Raw genomic sequence first — 21,996 nt, 5'->3', positions numbered from 1 at the left:
TCACGTAGGAAATCCTGATTTCTGAAGTGATTTGGCTTATGTCCCCGAGGGGCTGGGCGCTGGAGCTGGATTACAATAACCTAGTTCGGAGTTTTCCACAAGGTGAAAATCTATAATTTCCTAACCGATGAAAAGAGGTACAGAACAGGTCCTGTACCTTAAAGGTTTATATCGCTTTTTTATTTTTTCTTAAATGAATATTAAAGAACTTAAAAATAATAAAAGCACTTAAAAGAACTAACACGATCTCAATTTCTAATGCCCAGCCGCTATAACTTCTGTCGATAAATATCCCCAGTGCTGAACCTACCGGTAATGAAATAGCTGCTCCTAAAATTGCTCCTGAAACCAATCCTATAAAAATACCAAGTAATAAACCCATTATAATTGCTCCTTTCGAAGTTAAGGTTTCTCTAAGACACCTTTATTATAATAAGTTTCTACTATATTGTGATTATTTTCACAAATTGAACATTTTTTTGTCCCAAATTTATAGGAAAACGTTCATACACTGTCCATTGCTATTTTTTTTCTAAGGTAAGCAACGATACTAATATTTTTAATAAAATAGATTTTAAATATCATTTATACTTGATATAGGGAGCCAAATAAACATTAAGGGGAGAGGATATTATGCCCTCAAAAAAACTTTTCTGGTTACGAATTTTTCTTGCTATTGTTTGTTTCATCCTTTCAGTCGTAAGCTTTTTCACCAGGAAGGAATTAATCCCGTACATCTATACAATCGCTGCAGTTTTATTAATTTTAAATGGAGCTGAGAACGTAAAAAGCAAAAATCAGACCATGAAAATGTCTTATTTTTATATTGGTGTGGGCATTTTTTTACTCATTATAGCTAGTATGGAACTCTTTTGAGGATAGTAGGGCTGCTAGATTTCTTAAGTATGTATTAATAGCTAACAAATGTCGTACTTTTCTGTGAATTTATGATATTATTGAAAATAAAGGGATTGATTTTTATGTTATTCGCCTTTATAGGAATCGTCTTTTTAATCGCCGGCTTATTTTTCATGCTGAAGTTCCTCATGAGTTCACCAAGCTTAAAAAAGCGAGATGAGCATTCCGAGAAGAATCCTTGGGATGACACCTTCTTCCCGCCAAATAACTGAAGCGATACTTCTAAAAGAGGCATCGCTTTTTTTATATAGGGGGAAATAGAAGTGAAGGGGTTTCTTTTTATACTTTTTTTCGGTAAGCATAATATATGTCCATAAATTTTGAAGGAACTATTCTTACGAAACATGGAGTTATAGAAACAAATTTAATTTTTGGATAAAAAGTAAAAAGCACAGCAGGATATTTCTCCACTGTGCTTTTATTCATAGTTCCGTTCGATGACAAAATGGGCCATATCGCCTCTAAAAATCGTTTTTGAATATTCGATGATAGCACCATCGCTTAAATAGGCAAGTGTATCCAAGGCAAAGCAGGGATCCCCAACATTGATTTGAAGCTTATCCGCTGTGGTTTCATCTGCACTAAATAGTTCCAGCGATTCAATTGTCTTGCTTACTTTTAGGCCAAATTGGAGATTTAGCAATTCATATAATGACTTTTCGCATTCTTTTTTATTTAATCCCGGGGTTTGATACCAGGGTAAGTAGGCGACCTCAAACTGAAGAGGTTCATCATTCACATAGCGAATCCTTTCCAGTACATTAACGGGTTCACCTTCGGAAATCTTTAATAGCTCGCTAAGAAAGTCGTCTGCTGGAATGACATTAAGCCCTAATACTTTTATTAGAGGTTTTTTGCCTTGCATCGTTATTTGATCTGTAAATCGTTCAACCGTTGTAGTTAAAACTTGCTTTACTTTATTGGCGGAAACAAAGGTTCCGCTGCCTCGTTTTCTATAAACATATCCTTCAGTGACTAATTGCTGGAGTGCTGTTCTTACCGTTGTTCTGCTAACCCCATACTTATCACAAAACTCGGCCTCGGTTGGCAGCTGTGAATTCGGCTCATATTCTCCGTCTTTAATTAATTGAACAATTGCATCCTTTACCTGCAGATGCAGGGCGTTTCCGTCCCTTAATTCCTCTATCATTCCAATTCCCCCTGATATATATAGATTAGCAGAAATAGGAAAGAAAATGTACTGATAAGTAACTTTTTTAAAATTTGTTATAACAACTCGAAAAAATGTATTGATAATATTCTGAATTGTAATTACAATGATATTAAAGATACGCCCAGCTATACATAATTATTTTTTGGAGGTGCTGGTTTTCCTAATGTGGCTGCAAAAGTAAAAAATTTAAATCATCATGTGTTTTTTTTATAAGTTTTGTAATCGCTTTCAAACCATGACAGGGGGAAAATGAAATGAACATTTTATTGGTCTGCTCAGCAGGTATGTCAACTAGTCTATTAGTTACGAAAATGGAAGCTAGTGCAAAAACACAAGGAATTGATTGCAAAATCTGGGCTGTTGGACATTCAGAAATAAACGAGAATATCGACCAGGCTGATGTACTGCTCTTGGGCCCACAGGTTCGTTATCTTTTACCAAAATTAAAAACAGTCGGAGATAGTAAAGGCATCCCTGTGGATGCGATCAATCCTGTAAACTATGGCCTATGCAATGGGGAAGCGGTATTAAAACAAGCTTTTGATCTTAAGGGGAGATAACCTATATGATGAAATTTCTAGAAACATATATTTTGCCTTATGCAGCCAGATTAGGTGGTCAGCGTCATCTTATAGCCATTCGTGACACGTTTGTAGGAATGCTTGCCATTACCATGGTTGGATCCTTCGCTGTCCTATTCAATAATATCGGTGAATTAATAAAACCTTACGGTACGATGATGAAAGCAATTTTTGGCGAAAATTGGACCATGCTGGGTGGCGACATCTGGTGGGGTACCATGGCATTTATGAGTATTTTTGCGGTTTTTGGTATTGCTTATAAACTTTCTAAATCGTATGGTGATGATGGTTTTGAAGCTATGCTGGTATCCGGTGCAAGCTTTTTTGTTTTAATACCTCAGGTTGCTCAGGTAGAGGGTCTTAAAAATCCAGTTTGGGGATTAATGCAAAACAAATATTTTGGCGCAACTGCTCTTTTTACCGCTATTATCATCGCAATTATAGCGACAGAAATTTTCACCCGCCTTTCAAGAGTTAAACGGCTTGAAATTAAACTGCCTGATGGTGTACCGCCAGCTGTAGCACGAAGCTTTGCCCGCCTGATTCCAGGAATGGGAACTGTATTTATCATGGGTCTTATTGGATTAGTTTTCCGAATGATGACAAATGGAGAATACTTCAATGACTGGTTAAGCCGAGTACTGGTAGAGCCTTTAAGCGGTGCGGTTGATTCACTTCCATTTGCTATTTTAGTAACCTTATTGATTCATTTATTCTGGTCAGTTGGATTACATGGAGACAATATTCTTGAAGGAATTAAAACACCTCTTCTTACAAAATTAGGTACAGATAATATTAACCTATATAAAGATCATGTAACTGATATGGATAAATACCATATTTATGCTGGAAGTTTTGCTGATGCATTTGTAAACCTTGGAGGCTCTGGAGCCACATTGGGATTACTTGTTGCCTTTATGCTCATGGCCAGAAAACGCCAGAAGCAATTGGTTGCGATCGCCGCACCACCAGGACTATTTCAAATTAATGAACCGGTTATTTTCGGGGTGCCGATTGTACTCAATCCCCTTTTCCTAATACCTTTTATTGCTACACCAGTTATCTTGACTACAGTCTCATACCTGGCTATTCAATCTCACTTAGTATACCCGGTGGTTGCTAATATTCCTTGGGTAACACCAGTCGGAATAGGCGGATGGCTGGCTACGGGAGGCCATATTTCAGGCGCAATCTTATCATTGGTGAATTTCGGGATTTCAATTGCGATCTACATCCCGTTTGTTATCCTGCAGGGCCGCTTGGAGTCGAAGAGACAGCAGACACAAACTGTACCACAATCAAAAGATACTTTTAGTGTTTAATAGTCTTAAAAAATAGCAAGAGAAATTTAATCTGCTTTTTAACATGCTCAGGTGGAAATGACCTGAGCTGCTGTTTTTTCTTAAAATCATACAGAGGTGAACAGAATGAAAACAGGAATAAAAATCGTAACAATTGGCGGAGGTTCAAGCTATACTCCAGAGTTAATCGAAGGATTCATAAAATATTATGATGAGCTCCCAGTAAGTGAAATATGGCTGGTTGACGTTGAAGCTGGAAAAGAGAAGCTTGGGATTGTGGGCGGTCTCGCTAAAAGAATGGTAGAAAAATCCGGTGTACCGATTGATATTCATTTGTCATTAGACAGACGGCAGGCTTTACAGGATGCGGACTATGTTACAACGCAATTTCGTGTTGGTTTGCTGGATGCAAGGGCTAAAGATGAAGGTATTCCATTAAAGCATGGAGTACTTGGACAGGAAACCAATGGACCTGGCGGATTGTTCAAAGCCCTTCGTACCATTCCTGTCATCTTGGACATTTGCCGTGACATGGAAGAGCTTTGCCCCAATGCATGGTTAATTAACTTTACGAATCCTGCAGGCATGGTGACAGAAGCTGTACTTCGACATAGCAACATCAAAAAAGTAGTAGGCCTTTGCAATGTTCCAATTGGAATGGAGATGGGCGTCGCAAAATTACTTGATGTTGAACATAGCAGAGTAAGAATTGATTTTGCAGGATTAAATCATATGGTTTATGGCTTGGATGTTTATGTTGACGGTGTTTCTGTTAAGAACAAAGTTATATCCTTAATTGCTGACAGTGAAAAAAGCATCACCATGAAAAATATAGAGGCCATGGGCTGGGAGCCTGAATTTTTACAGGCATTAAATGTCATGACCTGCCCGTACCATAACTATTATTACAAGTCCGGTGACATGCTGAAAAAAGAGCTGAAAAACTACGAAGAAGGCGGAACTAGAGCCCTGGTTGTTAAAAAGCTTGAAGATGAATTGTTCGAGTTATATAAAGATCCGAATCTATCAATTAAGCCGCCACAGTTAGAAAAACGCGGTGGCGCTTATTACAGCGATGCAGCAGTAAGGCTCATCCATTCTATGTATACTGACAAAAAAGACATACAGGCAGTTAATACGATGAATAGAGGTGCAATTGCTAATCTTCCTTTTGAATCTGCAGTTGAAATTAGCTGTGTCATCTCTAAAGATGGCCCTAAACCCATCGCAATGGGCGAACTTCCTGTTGCCGTTAACGGGCTTGTTCAGCAAATCAAGTCATTTGAACGAGTAGCAATTGAAGCTGCCGTAACAGGTGATTACAATACTGCTTTATTAGCAATGACTATCAACCCGCTTGTTCCAAGTGACAGAGTTGCTAAAGTCATTCTTGATGAAATGCTGGAAGCACACAAAGAGTTTCTTCCTCAATTCAATGTTCACGAATACAGCAACCAATAATTGAAGTTACTTAAGGGAAGCTCCTGTCGAGGACTTCCTTTAATCTTTTTTCTGTTAAGGCGAGGGGAGAGCCTTCTGAATAAAAGATTAATATTTTTTGATATTGATGGTACGCTCATTAATCAGGATCAGCAGCTGCCAGGCACGGCGAAGAGAGCCATTAAAAGGCGGAAGGAACAAGGGCATGAAGTGGCCTTTGCGACAGGGCGTGCTCCATTTATGTTTAAAAAACTTCGTGATGAGCTGGTTATTCATACTTATATAAACCTGAATGGTCAATATGCAGTACACAATGGAGAAGTCATTTTTAAAAATCCTTTGAGTTCAAAATCTTTAGCTTTACTGCATGAAAATGCTTTTAAACTAAACCACCCCTTGGTGTTTGTCGACCAGGACAATATGAGCATGATGTTTGAACTGCATATATATGCTGAAGAAATATTATCCCCAATAACAATGGAGCACCCGTTATTGTTTGACCGTCACTATTTTAAAAATAGGGAGATCTACCAGGCTTTGTTATTTTGTTATGAAGAGGAGAATCAACATTATTCTTCCTTATTTAGCGATCTGAATTTTGTTCGCTGGCACCCTTATGTGTCTGACGTTTTGCCCGCCGGAGGGTCAAAAGCAAAAGGATTAGAAGTGGTTATTAACCATTTAGGATTTGAAAAAGAATCTGTTTGTGCATTTGGTGATGGATTGAATGATATCGAAATGCTGGAGTTCGTAGGGAATGGGGTAGCAATGGGAAATGCAATTGACAAGGTAAAGCAAGCAGCCAAATATGTCACTAAGGACATCAATGACAATGGAATCCTGCACGGCCTAAAAATGCTTGTGTTGTTATAAACCCAAAACCCAAAATGGTTATGCAAATCAATTATTGTCCCCCTACCGGTTTTAAGAAGTAATTGGGGGTAAATAAGAACACATTTAGTGACCTAAAACCCGTCTTTTAAGCCAAAAGGGGTAACTAAAGACACATTTAGTGACCCAAAACCTGTCTTCAAAGCCAAAAGGGGTAACTAAAGACACATTTAGTGACCCCAAACTTGTCTTCCAAACAAAAAGGGGGCACGATACTTCACTTATTGTGACCCCAAACTCGTCTTCTGGAGAAATAGGGGGAACGATACTCCACTTCTTGTGACCCAAACCTGTATTCAGGAACATAAGGGGTAACAATAGAACTTGTAAACAGGCGATTAAATCAAATATTTTCATATATTCTTTCAACAAAAGGAGCACAAAAATGATTAAGCTAATCGTAAACGCAGATGATTTTGGTTTGTGCCATGGGGTTAACCATGGAATAATAGACAGCCACTTATATGGCATTGTTAATTCAACAACGATGATGATGAATATGCCAGGTACAGACCATGCGATTTCTCTGGCTAAAAATAATCCCAGCCTTTCTGTCGGCATCCATTTAGTGCTTACTGCAGGTAAACCTTTATTGCAGGATGTTCCCTCTCTTGTTGATGAAAAAGGCAACTTTCATTCGCAAGCTTATTTAAATGATTATATAGACATTTCTTTAGAGGAACTTGAAAGAGAATGGACGGCTCAAATAGAAAAGTTTTTGAAATCAGGCTTAACACCAACCCATTTTGACAGTCATCATCACGTACATACCTTGGAAAAACTTCTCCCTGTTGTGCAGAAGCTATCTAATAAATACAACTTGCCGGCCAGGGTAGATGGAGAGAAAGCTCTAGAAGGGGTAAAGCCTTTCACAGATATCTCTTTATCAGAGTTTTATGGAGAAGGAGTCCACTCCGATTTCTTTAAATCCCTAGCAGAAAAAGTGGAAGATGGGAAAACTGTTGAGGTTATGACTCATCCAGCATATTTGGACAAAATCTTGCTCGGGTGTTCTTCCTATGCAAGGCCGCGCCTTGAGGAGCTTGAAATATTGACGACAGTAAAATTGCCTGAGAGCGTATCATTAGTATAGAACAAATAAAAATCCATATCCTTTTATTCAGGATGTGGATTTTATTTAAAAGTTATTTTAGATTTTCGTAATGTTCATTAAAAACCTTAAAAAGCCTTTCATCTCCGCCACGATCAGGATGGAGAGCTTTTAAAAGCTTTTTAAATTCTTTTTTTAGTATCTGGCTGTTCTGGTTCTGGCTTAAACCAAGCAGATCGCCAATGGTACTAGGCGCCGTTTCTTCAATCTGTGTGTTCAGCAATTTTTTTAGTGTGCGGACCTTTGATTGTTCAATATGTAAGCGTGTTTTGAAAAGTTGGATTTCCTCATTTAATTTTTGGTTTTCTCGATTTGCCTCATCTAACTTGGTAACAAGGTTCGCTGTTTTCTGCCTTAATATAAAATCGGTAAGATCTTTCATACTGATTTTATATGTTATTTTTCTTGTTTGGTAAATATCAGCCTTAATTTTCCCTTCCTCAATCCATCTCATTACTTCTGTGTCAGTGGTGGTAATACCAGCAGAAGTTAATTGTTCTGCAGCTTCTTTTATGTTCAGCATTAGTTTTCACTCTCTTTTTTTTTCAAAACTAGATTGTCAGTCTTCAGATTGCACATAGAACCATCATATCATTGAATTTTTTCAGAAAAAGAACAAAAGTGTAACATTAAATTAAAGTATGTTTACAAGAAGTATCAGGAAAAGAAAGGTTACGTCTAAATGAACAGGATGAAGAGAGGGAAACTATTCTAAGCAATCAAAGGAATATATATTATATGAAGAAAAGCGGAAGTACTGCCACATTTCTATGTGGATGGTTAAAGAGATGAAAGTAACCAAAATGCCCAAAAATACATATTCATAAGGGGGGATCTATATTTAGGAGGAACCATTATGGCAACACGTCCACCTACATTGCTGCCGGGAGATACCGTTGGAGTTGTATCTCTGGCTAGTCCGTATCCGGCGGAAAAAATTAATCAAGCCATCACTAATCTTCAAAATAGCGGTTTTAATGTTGTAGTGGGAAATTACGTTTATGCACAAAACGGTTTTTTGGCAGGAACTGACCAACAAAGGGCCTCTGACTTAATGAGCATGTTCAAGGATCCTAGAGTTAAAATGATTTTATCTGTCCGGGGAGGAACAGGCTCATTGGGGATTTTGCCATTTTTAGATTATCCGATCATTGCAAGAAACCCAAAAATTGTTTCTGGTTATAGCGATATCTCTATTGTTTTAAATGTGTTGTACCAGTTTACAGGAATGATCACTTTTTTAGGTTTAATGCTTGAAGATTTTCTTCCATCAACACCTCCATTTAACTATACTTCATTCTATTCGGCTGTTTCTACATTTACTTCACCAAGACAAATCGTAAATCCACCGAATATTCCACTCACCAGTTTAGTTTCGGGAAATGTGACAGGAAGGATCGTGGGAGGTAATTTAACTTCCATTGTAGACAGTTTAGGAACACCGTTTGAGATTGATACTAGAGGAAAGATTCTTCTTTTGGAAGAAAAGACTGAACCCATAAATACAGTATACCGTTATTTAAATCATTTTAAATCTGCCGGAAAGTTCAGAGATTGCGTTGGTATTATACTTGGTGAATGCACTAACTGTGCTGAATCCTATGGAAAAAGCTGGGATGATATCATTAATGAAATGTTAGTACCGTTGGGTAAGCCTTTAATCAAAAATTTAACCACCTCACATGGTATCTATAAAGCAACCATTCCAATCGGTGCAAATGTGAATCTTGATACTGTAAATAACAGAATTACACTCCTAGAACCTGCGGTAAGCTGGCCAAGTGGATGAGAATTCTCTTGGCCTTCCTTTCACCAGGAAAATGGAAATCATTGGCTATACGAGCAACTATAATAAAAAGATATTATATTTCTTTTAGAAAGAGTAAACTAAATATATATAAAATTCATAATCTAACGTTAGACTGTAGTATAAAGGAGAATGCCCATTTTGGATAAAAAAATCTCTCAACTTGCTAATCATCTGGAGCAGTCGAAAGGCGTTCATGTATTCTATTATTCTTGTGAGTTGGAAAGTTATATACAAAATGCTGTTTCTTACATTATTTCTGGTATTGAACAGGAAGATTATATAATAATGATTGAAAACGAGAGAATTTATCCACTGATTTATAAAAGAATGGAAATGAAATTAACAGAGGAACAACTAAAAAAAATACGTTTTTTTAATAACCTTAAATTTTATTGGCTGAATAACAATTTTTATCCCCAAACCATTTTATCCTACTTTTCAGAAGTCGTTAATCCCTATATGGAAAAAAACATGTCTATCCGAACATGGGGTCATGTCGAATGGGGAGATCGAAAAGATTTTGAAACTACACTAGAAGAATTTGAAAATGCCGTTAATAAAATTGTAGGGAATATGAAAGTAATTACAGTTTGTGCTTACAATGCAGAGCGAGTTTCGGATACTCTTAAAGAGAAGTTAATGAAACACCATGCGTTTTTTATGACTGACAATGATATCATTCCAATAACTGAGAATTCTTCAACATCTAATGACGACTATAAGAAAATAATTCTATAGCGGTTTATCAAGAATGAAACCTAAAACTACCACGGGCCTAGAGGGGAATCACATGACCAACAAACTTGTTTCTCTATTTAGATAGGTCCACACAAATTATACTCCTCGCCTAAGGGCGAGTTTTTATTTTTCTGAGAGATTTTACCGCAGAAGGCATCTCTCCTTGATTATCTTTATCACTATAGGTAAAACGAATTATTCTTCTTTCAACTATGCATGATAACTATAGTGAGGTAAAGATTATGGACATAAAACAATTAAGCTACTTTGTGGAAGTAGCAAAGCAAAAGAATTTTACAAAAGCATCTAACATACTACATTTAACTCAGCCCACCTTAAGTAAGATGGTTAAAAGTCTGGAGGATGAGCTGGAGGTAGAGCTCATTGACCGATCCTCCAGAAAAATCGAACCGACCGATGCAGGTGAGATCGTTTTTGAACAGGGACAAAAAATACTCGCATCGATTGATGAAGTGTCCTTGCTGCTGTATGACCTTATGAATTTGAAGAAGGGGAAAATCAAAATTGGCATACCACCTCTCATAGGGGTTTTATTTTTCCCGGAGATCATTAAGAGATTCAGGATTTATATCCTGGAATAACCATTCAAATAACAGAAGTCGGGGCTAATAAGGTTAAAGCGCTGGTGGAGGATGGGGAGATAGATTTAGGCGTTGTGGTTTTGCCGGTGGAAGCGGATAGATTCCATGTTATTCCTTTCGTTTCTGAGGTGATGCAGCTGTTGGTTCACAGCTCTCATCCAATTGCATCACAAACCGAAATTTCATTGGAAAGTACACATGAGGAGTCCTTTATTTTATTTAATGAGGCTTTTATGCTTCATGACAAAATTATTGAAGAATGTATAAAAGCAGGTTTTACTCCAAAGGTATCTTTTGAGAGCTCAAAAAGGGATTTTATCGTAGCAATGGTCGAACAAAACATTGGTGTAGCCATTCTTCCTCAGCTATTGAAAAAAAGATCAATCATGAAACCGTTAAAGCGATTAAAATAACAAATCCAGTCATCCCTTGGAATTAGGTGTTAATCTAAAAAAGGACAGGTATGTTACCTATATCACGAGAGAATTTCTTCGCTATATGAACGATAGACAAAACGATTAGTTTTGTTAAAATTTTTTTTTGCTAATGGCAGAATCAGATATACAAAAGTTCTTACCATTACAGCTATGGGGGATTTGGCCACCATGGAAATCACTGTTTTCCGTAAGGTCATTTAAACACCGGTAGACATTATGATTAAAGTATCCTTCACTATACCAGCCCCCTTATTAAATGCGAACGAAGAAATCAAAAAAGGGTTCGAACAAACTTGGCTTTAACTGAAAGTAAATAATAAATTTTCAGAAGCGAGTTATCCTGCTTCTTTTTTTGTTAGTGAAATATTTTTTAGGGGTAATATTATTCTTGATACATGATCCCAAGAAAGCAGGTGCACCATTTGAGAAAGAACATTTTAATCCTTTTAGCAGCATTTATATTCATATTATCCGCCTGTTCAAAAGAACAACCTAAAAAAATAGTCAAAAAAGTAGAAAAAGCTCAAAATCAAGCAACTGACAGTCTTCCTCAAATAAGTCATATTGTTATTGTGGTTGAGGAAAACCATTCTCATAAGGAAATTGCGGGAAATCCTTCTGCACCTTATATGAATTCCTTGATGAAAAAGGGAGCAAATTTAACGAATTACCATGCAATTGAGCACCCAAGCCAGCCTAATTATCTCGATTTATTTTCCGGATCAAACCAGGGAGTTACGGGAGATAGGGTACCTAAAAAAACATTTTCAACACCCAATCTTGCTAGTGAGCTGGCGGACAAGAATTTAACATTTAAAGGGTATTCGGAAGGAATGCCATCAGTTGGATTTAATGGACCATCAACAAATGATCCAAGCGGATATGCCCGCAAGCACAATCCTTGGGTCAACTTTACAAACGTTCCGAAAAGCGCCAACCAGCCTTTAAAAAACTTTCCGTCTGATTTTAATAAGCTGCCAACCGTATCTTTTGTGATTCCGACTCTAAGAAACGATATGCACGATGAAACCATTCGTCAGGCCGATAATTGGCTAAAGCTTCATCTTGATCCTTATGTAAAATGGACGGAAAAGAATAACAGTCTATTAATTGTTACATGGGATGAAGATGATAAGTCTCAAGGAAACAAGATTCCTACTTTTTTAGTAGGACCAATGGTTAAAAATGGGATTTATAATGAAGAAATAAATCACTTCGATCTTTTAAGAACGATAGAAGACATATATGGATTATCTCATGCAGGAGCCAGCAAAAACGCCCATCCCATTACACAAATATGGAAGGAGTAAAGTGGATCCTTCTTAGGTTCTGTAAAATAAAGATTTATCTTCGGAATCGCTGGTTCCACTTCTAAGATTTTCTTCCTTATAGAGAAAGTTTTTCGATCACAATTTTTCCTCACCAAAGGGTATTGTCCTTAAGTTTCTGGAAAAAGAGGACTAGTCACCGAAGTCGTTTTGTCCTATAAGGATATTTTTGCAGGAGAAACAGCCTTTTTTATAGAAAATTTTAAAAAGGCTACGGTATGCAGAGATGAGATTGGAGTGGAGATATTATGGATAGCGATACTTCAGGAAAATTAGTCTTATTAAAAATTCCAAGTGGAGAGGATACGATTGCCGGGCGTATGTATATCGCGGAAGGGGAAGGTCCACACGCTACAATAATCATGCTTCATGGTTTCCCTGGAGTTGTAATGAATTTTGATATTGCTACATCTCTTCATCAAAGTGGATGGAATGTCTTGGTGATAAATTACCGTGGAGCATGGGGAAGCAAGGGGGATTTCTCTTTTACAAATTCACTTGAGGATGTTTTAGCCACAATTAAATACATAAAACAAGATGATTTGACTAAAGAAAATCGAATAGATGTGAATCGGATTGCTCTGATAGGGCATAGTTTTGGAGGATTTTTAGCTCTAAAAACCGCCTCATTGGACCCTTCCATAAAAACTATTGTCTCTATGTCTGGAGCAAATTTTGCCTTGTTTGTACAGATGATGGATCAAAATCCAGCAGTGGAAGACAAGTTGTATGCTATGTTAAAAGAAGGTACATTTTTTCTTAATGGCAGTACGCCTGAAAACATCCTTGAAGAAGTTCGCGATAATATTGACAAGTGGAATACATTCCTGTTCGCACCGGAGTTAGCCAACAGAAGGCTGCTTTTAACTGCTGCAACACATGATAAGGAACTGCCAAAGGAATATTTTCATGATCCTTTGGTCGTCATGCTCGAAAAAGCAAACGCAAAACACCTTCTAACTAAAACGTTTGAAACAGAGCATCTCTATACCAATGTACGTAAAGAACTGACTTTAACATTACAGAAATGGCTAGAGGAAAGTTTATGATTCAAAGTAAGTTTTTGTAAAATTAAATTCTAAAGTAATATGGTATTCAAAAACCCGATTCTTAGAAAGTACCGGGTTCTTTTGTTTCTAGTTCATTTTACAGTAGCGAGGTTATTTATTTTTTCTATGTATCTTTTATAAGCAGCCTTTAGTGAAACAATTACAGATCCGGTAGAAGGTGCAAAATAATGTTTTTCGATATGATCGATCAGTTCATCAATTCCGTTTGAGAGATTATATCCGATAATCATCCTTTGGAAGAAGTCCTGTGCCAAATTCGTTATAAAGGTAAATTCTGCGTTTACAATAATATCAGTTTCCGGGTCAATTTCCAGAATAATTCCGGCATGCTTATAAATTTCATACATGGCACTGCCCTGTGGGGCCTTGGCATATGCGGTTACTAATACAGTTTTAAGTTCGTTAGGAATCATAAAAAAACCTCCCTTTTTCTTTTGTAAGTATATTGAGTTATGATTAATTCTATTTCCATCATAACAATAAAAGCTAAAAATTAAAATATTTCAGAAAAACATTATAAAAGAGTTGACGAAAAGTTTTTTATAAAATAATATAAAAATATGAATTATCTTACTAATCGAAAAGATAATAAAAGATTGATAGAAAAGCATCTTCTTAACCGTGAAATTCACCCATTTCATTTCATTAAGAATACCTAGCTTTTCCATTGAAGATAAGAATCTGTAATTCTTATTTTTCCTTGGGCAGCTGGGTTTTTTATTTTTATGTACATCTTTGGCAAAAGGGAGGAGGAGATGAGTTGCCACAATTAAAAGGTGAGATCGCCATTTTAGGTGCTGGCGCCATGGGACTTGGAATTGCCCAGCTATTTGCACAGAAGAATGTAAGCGTTATCCTCTATGATAAGTTTCAAAACATTCTTGAAGATGCTCTAGGTAAAATTTATGCGCAAATGAATGAACTGGTTAAACAGGGATTTATAACAGAAGAATCAATAGAGGGAGTCCTGCAAAATATTAAGACTACAGAAGATCTAGAGGAAGTTAAGAATTCCTGGCTTGTTATAGAAGCCATCCCGGAAATATTGGAGCTTAAGCAGGAATTATTAAGCCAGCTTGAAACCATTTGCGATTCCACTGTCATCTTTGCTTCGAATACCTCTGGTCTTCCTATTAATATGCTTGCAGAGAAACTGGAGCATCCAGAGCGTTTTATTGGCACCCATTTTTTCATGCCAGCACAAGTTGTGCCTTTAGTGGAGGTTATTAGGAACGACAAAACCTCTGAACAAGTCAGTAATAAGGTAATGGATTTTTTTAAAGAAATTGATAAAAAACCGGTCTTATTAAAAAAGGATATACCCGGTTTTATCGGAAACCGCATTCAACACGCCATGGCGAGGGAAGCAATATCCCTTTTGGAACAAGGAATTGCTTCCGCTGAAGAGATTGATACAGTTGTCCGATGGAGCATAGGGGTAAGAATGTTATTTACCGGTCCACTTGAGCAGCGGGATTTAAACGGTTTGGATGTACATCATCATATTGCATCCTATCTGTATAAAGACCTTGAAAACAGGACAGAACCCGCTGATCTGCTTGCCAAAAAAGTAGCAAACAGTGAGCTGGGAATTAAAACGGGCAAGGGTTTTTACGAATGGGATGAAAATCAGCAAAAAAACATCAGCCAGGAAAAAAACACGAAGATGCTCCAATTGATCCATTGGGTCAATCAATTAGAAAAATAGATACATATCTGCCAAAAAGGCAGCCAATATTCAGCTAAGGTGGGGGAGACAATGAAAGTAGTAGATTTATCAGTATTGCTATATGATGGACTGGTTTCTTTTCCATCACATCCGAAAGTGGTGATGATGGACCATGTGACACATGATTTTTCCAAACCTCGGTATTCAGCTCCTTGTGAGGGTTATGCAAGCAAAATTTTTATGATGTCCGACCATAGCGGAACCCATATGGATGCACCTTACCACTTTTTCAAAGATGGCCTTACCATTGAGCAAATTCCAATCGATGCAACAATGGGGAATGCAATAGTAATCGACGTATCTGACAAGGCTCCGAATGAACCGGTTACGAGGGAAATGATCGAAACTGTAGTTGAGAGAGAACACCTTTCGATTAAAGAGGACGATATTGTTCTTTTCCGCTGCTGGCCAGGAGAATGGAACGGTGAAGGATTCCATCAGTGTAAATCTCTTGCTCCATCAGTGGCAGAATGGGTGGTAGACCATAAGCTTAAAGCGATTGGCCTTGATTTAGCGAATGCTGACATCAACGACAATATGCAGAGAGATGTGCATTTAACATTGCTTGGCCGCAATATCTTAATTATGGAAAATATCGTCAATCTTGATAAGCTATCAAAGAAGTCCTTTTACTTTATCGGAACGCCGCTTAATTTAAAAGGGCTGACTGGCTCTCCTATCAGGGCACTTGCTATTGAAGAATGGTAGGATTCAAAAATATAGTATTGGGAAGTCATAATCTTAATGATGGAAATTACCCTTTTCATTTAAGTTAAGATTGCCTAGCCTTTCCAAAAGACGGGGATTCTTCCTCTTCTTTTGGTTGGGCTTTTTTTATTCAAAAAAAAGAGGTGACAGTATATGGATAAGATCAGGACAGCTGAAGAAGTCATGCAAAATGTGAAATCAGGTGACACCATAATGGTCGGCGGATTTGGGCTTGTTGGTGCTCCACTAACATTAATTGATGAGTTGACCCGCCAGGAAGTTAACGGCTTAACCATTATAAGCAACAATCTTGGAGAAGCCGGTAAAGGACTGGGGATTTTACTAAGACAGGGAAAAATAAAGAAAGCAATAGGTTCCTATTTTACAAGCAACCGTGAAGTGGGTGACCATTTTAATATTGGGAAGCTAGAAATCCAGCTTATGCCACAGGGCACGATGTCTGAATCGATCCGTGCAGGTGGCGCAGGCATTGGAGCGTATTATACGAAAACAGGAGTAGGGACAGAGCTGGCCAAAGGCAAAGAAGTACGTGTAATAAACGATGAAAATTATTTGTACGAAGAAGCTCTCAAGGCAAATGTGGCTTTAATAAAAGCTCAAAAAGCTGATACACTTGGAAATCTCATATACTACAAAACTACGAGGAATTTTAATCCTATCATGGCAACAGCAGCCGATTATGTGATCGCAGAGGTAGATGAAATTGTGGAACCGGGTGAGCTACTGCCGGAAGAAATTGTCACTCCGCATTTATATATTGATGCTATTGTAAAAAGCAAACTCATTCTAACTAGGGAAGGAGTTGTGGAAAGATGAACACTCTCAAAGACGTGCAGGAGTTGATTGCCCAGAGGGCTGCACAAGAAATTACACCGTTTGCAACTGTTAATCTTGGTATTGGTATTCCTACGTTGATTGCAAAATATGCAGATTCTGACAAAGTATTCTTTCATACTGAAAACGGGATGCTTGGCGTTGGTGAGTTAAAGCATCCTTCCAATTTTGATCCAGGCCTTGTTAATGCCGGAAAACTTCCTGTAGCAGAAGAAACAGGAGCTTCGTATTTTCATAGTGCAGATTCATTCGCGATGATCAGAGGCGGACATGTCGAAATGGCTTTCCTTGGAGCACTCCAGGTTGATGAATCAGGATTTATTGCCAATTGGGCAGTACCGGGCAAAAACATTATGGGAGTTGGAGGAGCAATGGACCTTCTAAGCGGTGCAAAGAAGATCATTATTACCACCAACCATTGTACAAAAAACGGAGAGCCTAAGCTGGTGAAGAGCTGTACTTATCCCATTACCTCAACGAGAAAAGTAAATACCATTATTACCGAACTCGCTGTGTTTGAATTTGTAAATGACCGGCTTAAGCTGATTGAACTGATGCCAGGAGTAACACTTGAGGAGGTAGCACGAAATACAGAAGCGGACTATGAAATCAATTGGAGAAAGGAGAGTAAATAATGGAAAATAAGGTATTTGTCGTGAGTGCAGAGCGTACAGCAGTGGGAAAGCTTGGGGGAAGTTTGAAAGATGTAGAGCCGGACGACCTGCTTTTTCCATTGTTTCAAAGCCTGGAAAAGAAGAATCTTGTGCCTCTTAAAGAAATCGATGAAGTAATTATCGGCCAGGCCAAACAAAGCCAGGACCATGCGAACATAGCCAGAAAAGCTTTGTTGAAATCCAAGTATCCTATTACTGTACCTGGTTACACTGTTAACCGCCAGTGCGGATCGGGAATGCAGGCGATCCATAATGCTTTTATGTCGATTAAGCTAGGGACTTCAGACGCCATCATTGCCGGAGGAGTCGAAAGCATGAGCACTGCGCCGTATTATATGAGACAAGCGCGTTATGGTTATCTTTCAGGAAATGCAGAACTATTTGACCCTAATAAAGAAAGCCAGCCAGGATCTCAGCCGATAGAAGATTATGGAAGGCTTGTCATGGGAGTAACAGCTGAAAATCTAGCAGAAGAGTACTCGATCTCAAGGGAAGAACAAGATCGTTTTGCTCTCGAAAGCCAGACAAAAGCTCTCCGGGCAATAGAGAAAGGACGCTTTCAGGATGAAATCATCCCTGTTAAGATTCCAAGAAGAAAAGGTGATCCCTTTTCTTTCTTAGTGGATGAACACCCTCGGAACACGGATTTAGAAAAGCTTGCTGCTCTAAAACCTGCTTTTAAAGTGGACGGAACGGTGACTGCCGGAAATGCATCCGGTTTAAATGATGGAGCCTCCTTACTTTTAATTGTTTCAGAAGATGTAGTGAAAAAATACAATCTGAAACCTTTAGCTGAAATTATTGCACTCGGTGTATCGGGAGTGGAGCCGGACAGAATGGGCATTGGCCCTGTTGAGGCAAGTCAAAAGGCTATAAAATTGGCGGGCATAAATATTGAAGATATCGGATTGTTTGAACTAAACGAGGCCTTCGCCGCACAAGCCCTGGCTGTTATTAAAGAACTGGACCTACCAATGGAAAAAGTGAATGTAAATGGAGGTGCAATTGCATTGGGCCATCCGATTGGAAACAGTGGTGCCCGTATCTGTGTATCTTTACTTCATGCGATGAAAAAGAAAAAGCAGGAATGGGGACTTGCAACACTTTGTATTGCAGGCGGTCAGGGAATTGCTACAGTTTTTAAACTTGCAGGCGCACAATAAAAGGCAGATTGGAGAGAAATCCATGAAAGCAGTAGTAAAATCCCACCGGGGACAAGGTGTGGAAATAATGGAAGTTGAAATTCCGAAATTTAAAAAAAATCAGGTCCTTGTTAAGGTGGAAGGTGCAAGTATTTGTGGCAGTGATTTACATATGTATCACGGAATGAATGCGTATGAATGGGTTAACGTTCCTGTTGTCCTTGGGCACGAGTTTGCCGGCAGAGTTGTTGAAGTTGGAAATCAGGAACACGAGCATTTGGTAAAACAGCGTGTGTTAATTAACCCTTATGTGCCTTGCGGTGAATGTGCAAGCTGCCAAAAGGGAAATACAAATCTTTGTGACCATGGCAAGGGAGCAATGGACAAAGTGCCTGCAAAATCTCTCCAGTATGGCTTCCGCCAGGACGGTGGGATGGCAGAATATGCAGCCATTTATTATAAAAATATTTTGCCAATTCCTGAGGAATTACCAATTGAGGTTGCCGCTATGCTGGAGGCCATTGGAATTGGTGTAAGAGCTTTGGAGCGGGCTTCCGTCCTTCCAGGCGGTACAGCTGTTGTTATTGGCCCTGGCCCAATCGGTCTTTCACTTGTTGCATCCCTATCAAACTATGGATTAAAAAAGCTTATTGTAACTGGGCTTGCAGCTGACAAGGAAAGACTTGAACTGGCTAAAGAATTAGGGGCTACAGACATTGTAATCGCTGATAAGGTAAACGAAGTGGAAGCCATTTCAGCTTTAACGAATTCCCAGGGAGTTGACCATGTTTTTGAAACAAGCGGGTTCCATCAGTCGATGGTTTCCGGAGTACGCATGTGCTCAAAAGGGGGCGAACTCTTGCTTGTGGGTATCTCTGCAAAAGAAACAACCCTCCCATCGAATGAAATAGTTCGCGGCGAGGTGACAGTTAAGGGAGTATATGGGGTGACGGAAAAAACCTTGAACAGGGCCATTTCTATGGCTTCTTCCGGCAAGTATCCTTACCGAAAACTAGTATCCCATACATTCTCGATAGAGAAAGCCTTAGAAGGATTTGAAACAGGGATCAATAAACAAGGCGTTAAGGTCATTTTAATACCTTAAAAAGAAAGGCGGATAATGAGCATGGCTGAATTCAATGGTTTAGAGTATTTTGAAAAGGTATATGGACAGGTCCCTGAGTGGGCTAGTAAAATGCATCAATTTTCCCCGACAGCGTTGGACCATTATACAGCCTTAAGAAATGAAATTCTGGTTAAGGGAAAAATGAAGCAGAAGGATAAAGAATTGATCCTTGTCGGCGTCAATGCAGCAAGAAGATATGAGAGAAGTATGCTGTATCACACAAAAGGCGCCATCGATGCGGGAGCAACCGTAGAAGAAATCATCGAAATCATTTCCACCTGTATTATTTCGAGGGGAATTCCAGCATGGATGACTGGGATTAAGGCGATTAGCTATGCCCTGAATGATTTGAAAGGCCAGTACTCAATCGAACCTGTCCATGAGGAGAAAGGCTTTACTTCAGTGGAAGAATGCCTCAATTTTTTCAGGGATGGATCAGGTGCAGTGCCCGAATGGTTAAACTTACTTGGTAAGCATAACCCTGATGTCTTAATCCAGTACTGCAGCTTAAGAAAGATAGTATTAAAGGAGCAGGCAGTTTCAAGGAAGCTTAAAGAACTATTACTGGTAGGTATTAATGTCTGTGAAAGATATAAAGAAGGGGTCGCACTTCACGTAAAGGGAGCTAGAAATTTTGGGGCAACCGATGAAGAAATAGCAGAAATTTCCCTTGTAGGCTTACTAACAGCTGGCATACCTGCATGGTTTGAAGGAAGCGATTTCTTGTAATTTATCTTTAAATAGGGAATTGAAATGACAATTCCAATTCCCTTTGTATATTCTTTTTATTAAATTAAGAATATTCAGTTGACCATCTATCTACCAATCCTATATCATATATGATATAGGATGAAAGCGATTACGGTAGGAGGGGTCTTTATTGCAATATAAAACAAAAAAATTATTAATCTATCAAAAGCTTAGAGAAGAAATACTAAATGGTCAGTATGAATTTGGCGAAAAACTGGTGATCAGCCGGCTGGCGAAACGGTTCGAGAGTAGCGAAATCCCTATTAGGGAAGCTATGAACCAACTGGAAGCCGAGAAGTTAATTGAGTTTAAGCCACATACCGGAGCTATTGTCAGCACACTTTCTTTGAAAGATATCCAAGAAATATTTGAACTGCGGGTTGAATTGGAAGGGCTTGCAACAAGGCTGGCTGCAGAGGCTCTTACGAAAGAGACTCTGAAAGAACTTCGTGAAATACTTGATGATTCACGAGTTGCTTTTAAAAATAAGAAATATGAGCGTTTTGAAGAGTTGAATATTGAATTCCATTTAAAAATTTATTCAGAATGCGATAATCAGCTGCTTTTCCGTACAATTAAGGATTTATGGAGCAACACAAATCGATATCCATCACTGTTTAAAGAAAATGATAGCCATATCAAACTCTCAATGCAGGAGCATGAGGAAATTTATTCCGCACTGACAAACAAGGACGGTATGTTGGCAGAAAACTCGATGATCAGGCACAAGGCGAGAGCAGGAAAAGAGATCCTTAGAGTAAAACAATGGGATTTTTATAACAGACTGAATGGGCTTATCGAAGAAAATAAATAAGTTAAAATCTTTTACAAACAGGAGGCTGAAAAAATGAAATACGTACGATTCTCAACTAATGATGAAGTGAAGTATGGTGTTTTGGATGGTGACCAGGTACATCAATTGGATGGTGACTTTTTAAATGGAGAAGCAAAAAAGACAGATACCGTGTTTCCTTTATGTGAAGTTAAGCTGCTTCCTCCTGTAAAACCAGGAAAGATTATTGCAATTGGATTGAACTATGCATTGCATGCTGAAGAAAGCGGAAAGCCTCTTCCAGAAGAGCCAATGATTTTCATGGTATCCCCAAGTGCTGTTGTCGGAGAAGGAGAAGAGGTCTTCCTTCCTTATCTGGACCACCGTATTGATTATGAAGCGGAGTTAGCAGTCGTAATTGGCAAAACTGCCAATAAGGTTAGCAAAGAGGATGCATTATCTTATGTAATCGGCTATACATGCTGCAATGATGTTTCTGACCGTGATCTACAAAAGAAAGATGGACAGTTTACAAGAGCAAAATCATTTTCTACATATAAACCATTAGGCCCGGTTATTGAAACCGATTTAAATCCTAACAATTTAGAAATCAAACTGAGCATAAACGGTGAAGTCCGTCAGCACTCCAATACAAATGATTTAATCCATGACGTTGAAAGCTTGATTGAAACAGTAACAGAAGTTATGACACTGGAACCAGGGGATATCATTATCACTGGTACGCCTTCTGGTGTTGGTCCATTGAAGTCGGGTGATGAAATAAAGCTGGAGATTGAAGGAATCGGTACTTTAACAAACTATGTTATCGCTAATTAACA

22 protein-coding genes and 1 pseudogene are annotated in these 21,996 nt (G+C 38.4%); 19 read left to right on the top strand and 4 right to left on the bottom strand.

Going from position 1 to position 21,996, the window contains the following annotated elements; all coding sequences use genetic code 11:
- Window positions 1-166: 166 nt before the first annotated feature.
- Entirely contained in the window at window positions 167-382 is a 216-nt protein-coding gene (locus G8761_RS20315; protein ID WP_166029797.1) for a hypothetical protein, read from the bottom strand.
- Window positions 383-1,336: 954 nt separating this feature from the next.
- The gene (locus tag G8761_RS20310) at window positions 1,337-2,068 is read right to left on the bottom strand and encodes a GntR family transcriptional regulator (RefSeq protein ID WP_166029796.1); all 732 of its coding nucleotides are present in this window, start codon (window positions 2,066-2,068) and stop codon (window positions 1,337-1,339) included.
- Window positions 2,069-2,346: 278 nt separating this feature from the next.
- Between G8761_RS20310 and G8761_RS20305 the strand changes: the two genes are divergently transcribed.
- The 5 genes from G8761_RS20305 (at window position 2,347) to chbG (ending at window position 7,398) form a co-directional block, all read left to right on the top strand.
- Window positions 2,347-2,652, top strand: a complete 306-nt coding sequence (locus tag G8761_RS20305) for a PTS sugar transporter subunit IIB (protein ID WP_166029795.1) — start codon at window positions 2,347-2,349, stop codon at window positions 2,650-2,652.
- A 5-nt stretch (window positions 2,653-2,657) separates the two neighbouring features.
- Window positions 2,658-3,995, top strand: coding sequence for a PTS sugar transporter subunit IIC (locus tag G8761_RS20300; RefSeq protein WP_166029794.1), 1,338 nt, complete (start codon window positions 2,658-2,660; stop codon window positions 3,993-3,995).
- Window positions 3,996-4,100: 105 nt separating this feature from the next.
- Entirely contained in the window at window positions 4,101-5,435 is a 1,335-nt protein-coding gene (locus G8761_RS20295; RefSeq protein WP_166029793.1) for a 6-phospho-beta-glucosidase, read from the top strand.
- Window positions 5,436-5,510: 75 nt separating this feature from the next.
- Entirely contained in the window at window positions 5,511-6,287 is a 777-nt protein-coding gene (locus tag G8761_RS20290) for a Cof-type HAD-IIB family hydrolase (protein ID WP_166029815.1), read from the top strand.
- Between the two features lie 403 nt (window positions 6,288-6,690).
- Window positions 6,691-7,398, top strand: a complete 708-nt coding sequence (gene chbG, locus G8761_RS20285) for a chitin disaccharide deacetylase (protein ID WP_166029792.1) — start codon at window positions 6,691-6,693, stop codon at window positions 7,396-7,398.
- Window positions 7,399-7,450: 52 nt separating this feature from the next.
- Here chbG and G8761_RS20280 read toward each other — a convergent pair whose 3' ends face one another.
- Window positions 7,451-7,939 (bottom strand): J domain-containing protein, encoded by a 489-nt coding sequence (locus G8761_RS20280; protein WP_243450101.1) that lies wholly within the window; start codon window positions 7,937-7,939, stop codon window positions 7,451-7,453.
- Between the two features lie 333 nt (window positions 7,940-8,272).
- Here G8761_RS20280 and G8761_RS20275 point away from each other — a divergent pair, with 333 nt between their 5' ends.
- From G8761_RS20275 to G8761_RS20255, 5 genes and pseudogenes are all read left to right on the top strand, one after another.
- Entirely contained in the window at window positions 8,273-9,205 is a 933-nt protein-coding gene (locus tag G8761_RS20275) for a S66 peptidase family protein (RefSeq protein ID WP_166029791.1), read from the top strand.
- A 159-nt stretch (window positions 9,206-9,364) separates the two neighbouring features.
- Window positions 9,365-9,964, top strand: a complete 600-nt coding sequence (locus tag G8761_RS20270; protein WP_166029790.1) for an MEDS domain-containing protein — start codon at window positions 9,365-9,367, stop codon at window positions 9,962-9,964.
- A gap of 242 nt (window positions 9,965-10,206) precedes the next feature.
- A pseudogene (locus G8761_RS20265) lies at window positions 10,207-11,088 on the top strand (LysR family transcriptional regulator).
- 337 nt (window positions 11,089-11,425) lie between these two features.
- Window positions 11,426-12,313 carry an alkaline phosphatase family protein gene (locus G8761_RS20260; protein WP_243450100.1) on the top strand — a complete coding sequence of 296 codons (888 nt, stop codon included), beginning with the start codon at window positions 11,426-11,428 and terminating at the stop codon, window positions 12,311-12,313.
- A gap of 266 nt (window positions 12,314-12,579) precedes the next feature.
- Complete coding sequence (locus G8761_RS20255; protein ID WP_166029788.1) at window positions 12,580-13,380, top strand: alpha/beta hydrolase family protein; 801 nt, start codon at window positions 12,580-12,582, stop codon at window positions 13,378-13,380.
- A 92-nt stretch (window positions 13,381-13,472) separates the two neighbouring features.
- On the opposite strand, the gene G8761_RS20250 is transcribed toward G8761_RS20255, so the two are convergent.
- Window positions 13,473-13,814: a DUF3870 domain-containing protein gene (locus tag G8761_RS20250; RefSeq protein WP_166029787.1), complete on the bottom strand. Its 342-nt coding sequence runs from the start codon at window positions 13,812-13,814 to the stop codon at window positions 13,473-13,475.
- Between the two features lie 347 nt (window positions 13,815-14,161).
- On the opposite strand from G8761_RS20250, the gene G8761_RS20245 reads away from it, so the two are divergent.
- The 9 genes from G8761_RS20245 (at window position 14,162) to G8761_RS20205 (ending at window position 21,994) form a co-directional block, all read left to right on the top strand.
- A complete protein-coding gene (locus G8761_RS20245) occupies window positions 14,162-15,109 on the top strand; it encodes a 3-hydroxyacyl-CoA dehydrogenase NAD-binding domain-containing protein (protein WP_243450099.1) in 948 nt (315 codons plus the stop codon).
- A gap of 51 nt (window positions 15,110-15,160) precedes the next feature.
- Window positions 15,161-15,838, top strand: coding sequence for a cyclase family protein (locus tag G8761_RS20240; protein WP_166029786.1), 678 nt, complete (start codon window positions 15,161-15,163; stop codon window positions 15,836-15,838).
- Window positions 15,839-15,991: 153 nt separating this feature from the next.
- Window positions 15,992-16,675, top strand: coding sequence for a CoA transferase subunit A (locus tag G8761_RS20235; RefSeq protein WP_166029785.1), 684 nt, complete (start codon window positions 15,992-15,994; stop codon window positions 16,673-16,675).
- Entirely contained in the window at window positions 16,672-17,328 is a 657-nt protein-coding gene (locus G8761_RS20230; RefSeq protein WP_166029784.1) for a 3-oxoacid CoA-transferase subunit B, read from the top strand. The genes G8761_RS20235 and G8761_RS20230 overlap by 4 nt, the downstream gene beginning before the upstream one ends.
- Complete coding sequence (locus tag G8761_RS20225) at window positions 17,328-18,530, top strand: thiolase family protein (RefSeq protein WP_166029783.1); 1,203 nt, start codon at window positions 17,328-17,330, stop codon at window positions 18,528-18,530. Before G8761_RS20230 ends, G8761_RS20225 begins: the two co-directional genes overlap by 1 nt.
- A gap of 22 nt (window positions 18,531-18,552) precedes the next feature.
- A complete protein-coding gene (locus G8761_RS20220) occupies window positions 18,553-19,614 on the top strand; it encodes a zinc-dependent alcohol dehydrogenase (protein WP_166029782.1) in 1,062 nt (353 codons plus the stop codon).
- 21 nt (window positions 19,615-19,635) lie between these two features.
- Entirely contained in the window at window positions 19,636-20,364 is a 729-nt protein-coding gene (locus G8761_RS20215; protein ID WP_166029781.1) for a carboxymuconolactone decarboxylase family protein, read from the top strand.
- Between the two features lie 151 nt (window positions 20,365-20,515).
- Window positions 20,516-21,199, top strand: a complete 684-nt coding sequence (locus G8761_RS20210; RefSeq protein WP_166029780.1) for a GntR family transcriptional regulator — start codon at window positions 20,516-20,518, stop codon at window positions 21,197-21,199.
- 33 nt (window positions 21,200-21,232) lie between these two features.
- A complete protein-coding gene (locus tag G8761_RS20205) occupies window positions 21,233-21,994 on the top strand; it encodes a fumarylacetoacetate hydrolase family protein (RefSeq protein WP_166029779.1) in 762 nt (253 codons plus the stop codon).
- Window positions 21,995-21,996 lie beyond the last annotated feature (2 nt).

The sequence above is a fragment of the Neobacillus terrae genome (assembly GCF_011393025.1).
GTDB classification, from domain to species: Bacteria; Bacillota; Bacilli; order Bacillales; family Cytobacillaceae; genus Neobacillus_A; species Neobacillus_A terrae.
This window is presented reverse-complemented; position numbering and strand designations above follow the sequence as displayed.

Coding starts and splice junctions, on each gene's coding strand:
- G8761_RS20315 (WP_166029797.1), bottom strand. CDS start 382: ATGGGTTTATTACTTGGTATTTTTATAGGATTGGTTTCAGGAGCAATT.
- G8761_RS20310 (WP_166029796.1), bottom strand. CDS start 2,068: ATGATAGAGGAATTAAGGGACGGAAACGCCCTGCATCTGCAGGTAAAG.
- G8761_RS20305 (WP_166029795.1), top strand. CDS start 2,347: ATGAACATTTTATTGGTCTGCTCAGCAGGTATGTCAACTAGTCTATTA.
- G8761_RS20300 (WP_166029794.1), top strand. CDS start 2,658: ATGATGAAATTTCTAGAAACATATATTTTGCCTTATGCAGCCAGATTA.
- G8761_RS20295 (WP_166029793.1), top strand. CDS start 4,101: ATGAAAACAGGAATAAAAATCGTAACAATTGGCGGAGGTTCAAGCTAT.
- chbG (WP_166029792.1), top strand. CDS start 6,691: ATGATTAAGCTAATCGTAAACGCAGATGATTTTGGTTTGTGCCATGGG.
- G8761_RS20280 (WP_243450101.1), bottom strand. CDS start 7,939: ATGCTGAACATAAAAGAAGCTGCAGAACAATTAACTTCTGCTGGTATT.
- G8761_RS20275 (WP_166029791.1), top strand. CDS start 8,273: ATGGCAACACGTCCACCTACATTGCTGCCGGGAGATACCGTTGGAGTT.
- G8761_RS20255 (WP_166029788.1), top strand. CDS start 12,580: ATGGATAGCGATACTTCAGGAAAATTAGTCTTATTAAAAATTCCAAGT.
- G8761_RS20250 (WP_166029787.1), bottom strand. CDS start 13,814: ATGATTCCTAACGAACTTAAAACTGTATTAGTAACCGCATATGCCAAG.
- G8761_RS20240 (WP_166029786.1), top strand. CDS start 15,161: ATGAAAGTAGTAGATTTATCAGTATTGCTATATGATGGACTGGTTTCT.
- G8761_RS20235 (WP_166029785.1), top strand. CDS start 15,992: ATGGATAAGATCAGGACAGCTGAAGAAGTCATGCAAAATGTGAAATCA.
- G8761_RS20230 (WP_166029784.1), top strand. CDS start 16,672: ATGAACACTCTCAAAGACGTGCAGGAGTTGATTGCCCAGAGGGCTGCA.
- G8761_RS20225 (WP_166029783.1), top strand. CDS start 17,328: ATGGAAAATAAGGTATTTGTCGTGAGTGCAGAGCGTACAGCAGTGGGA.
- G8761_RS20220 (WP_166029782.1), top strand. CDS start 18,553: ATGAAAGCAGTAGTAAAATCCCACCGGGGACAAGGTGTGGAAATAATG.
- G8761_RS20215 (WP_166029781.1), top strand. CDS start 19,636: ATGGCTGAATTCAATGGTTTAGAGTATTTTGAAAAGGTATATGGACAG.
- G8761_RS20205 (WP_166029779.1), top strand. CDS start 21,233: ATGAAATACGTACGATTCTCAACTAATGATGAAGTGAAGTATGGTGTT.